The organism is Roseovarius sp. TE539, from assembly GCF_003298505.1.
GTDB lineage: Bacteria > Pseudomonadota > Alphaproteobacteria > Rhodobacterales > Rhodobacteraceae > Roseovarius.
The window spans coordinates 1-1,410 of sequence record NZ_QNGB01000068.1; the positions used below are offsets into that span (position 1 = coordinate 1).

Below are 1,410 nucleotides of genomic sequence, written 5' to 3' on the forward strand. Positions count from 1 at the left end.
CGTGTGTGGATGCCCCCTGTTTGGCAAGCGTTATCTGCGATTTTTCGGCGGGGTCTTCGATCGGACGTGTGTCAGGCCTCTGATCGTGGCCTTCCATGACGCCACGGGCCGGTTCTCTGATTGCGGCCCTGTCAAGCGGAAAGCAACGGATCCGTCCGGGGTCATGGTTCTCTTCGAGGTCACACATGGTTTGCGCCTCAGCATGGCATCCGGTGGTGGTCGTCTCCAATGTATGGATCGGGTTGTGCAGAATGCTCCGCATCCCATCGGCCCGCGCGAAATCGACCAGCCTCCGCCCCTTCGGGACATTGCTTCCCGCCACCGGGGCGGGAATTCAGGTCAGGCTATGGCCTCCTTTTTCCACTTGAACTCGGTTTCGGTCTTCCACAGTGTCAGCATAAGCACCGCGAGTTTACGAGCGGTGGCAACTGCCGCCTTGGCAAAGCCTCGTCGCCCAGCAAGTCGGACCGCCCAGCTTTTCAACGCTGAGAACTTCTGCACCCGACCGATCAAGGTCGTTGCCGCCTCGAACAGCAAGTTCCGCATGGTTCCATCGCCGCATTTCGAGATGCGGCCGGACCAATCCATTTCTCCGGATTGATACCTTCGAGGCGTGAGGCCCAGAAAAGCCCCTACGTTCTCAGCTCGCCGAAACCGCGAAGGGTCATCGACCAGCGCAACAAAATTTAACGCCACGACGGGGCCAACGCCAGGAACGGTCATCAGCCGACGGGCGACAGGATGCACCTTGGCTTTCTCCTTCACGGCACAATCGAGATCTGCAGCTGCCTGACACAGCGTGGAATGGGCGGCAATGAACCCGTCCGCGATGCTGCGCAGCACTGCATTGCGCTCTCCTGCGGCGGCGAGTTGGTCTCGGAAGCCCTGACGCTGTCTACCTTTCCCGACACCTGTCAAACGGATGCCGAAGGTCTTGAGAATTCCCCGGATATGGCCCTCGAGATCCTTGCGCAGACTGATCAAATGCGCCCGCGCGCTGATCAGGCAGCGTAGCCGATCTGAATCCTCGCTTCGAACGTGAACAGGTGTGAACCAACCTGTGCGAGCCAATTGAGCGAGACCCTCCGCGTCAGCGGCATCAGATTTGTTGGGGCGAGCCGAAAGGCTTTTGTGCGCCTTGCGCGCATCGATGCAGATGATGGGAAGCCTCAGCCGCTCCAAACCTCGCTGAAGCCAGATCGACAGTTGCCCACTTTCATGCACGATCAGCCTCGGTGATAGCGACTTTGCCCGAAACCAGCCCGCCACGCCCTCGGGGTCAGCGGGGGACACGCCCCGGGCAACGGTCTTGCCGTCTGCATCAACAACGCAGATCGAAATCTCTTTCAGTGAAACGTCCAAACCAGCATAGTAAATCATGGTCGTTCTCCTCACGGCTGTTTCTCAGTG

The 1,410-nt window shown here is 59.3% G+C and carries 2 protein-coding genes; both read right to left on the minus strand.

Annotated features, from left to right (window positions below):
* Positions 1-187, minus strand: a 187-nt coding sequence (locus DQW77_RS18425) for a hypothetical protein (RefSeq protein ID WP_220125000.1), incomplete at its 3' end; no start/stop codon positions are given.
* A 152-nt stretch (positions 188-339) separates the two neighbouring features.
* Positions 340-1,380 carry an IS110 family transposase gene (locus tag DQW77_RS17880; protein ID WP_113259690.1) on the minus strand — a complete coding sequence of 347 codons (1,041 nt, stop codon included), beginning with the start codon at positions 1,378-1,380 and terminating at the stop codon, positions 340-342.
* Positions 1,381-1,410: the final 30 nt, after the last annotated feature.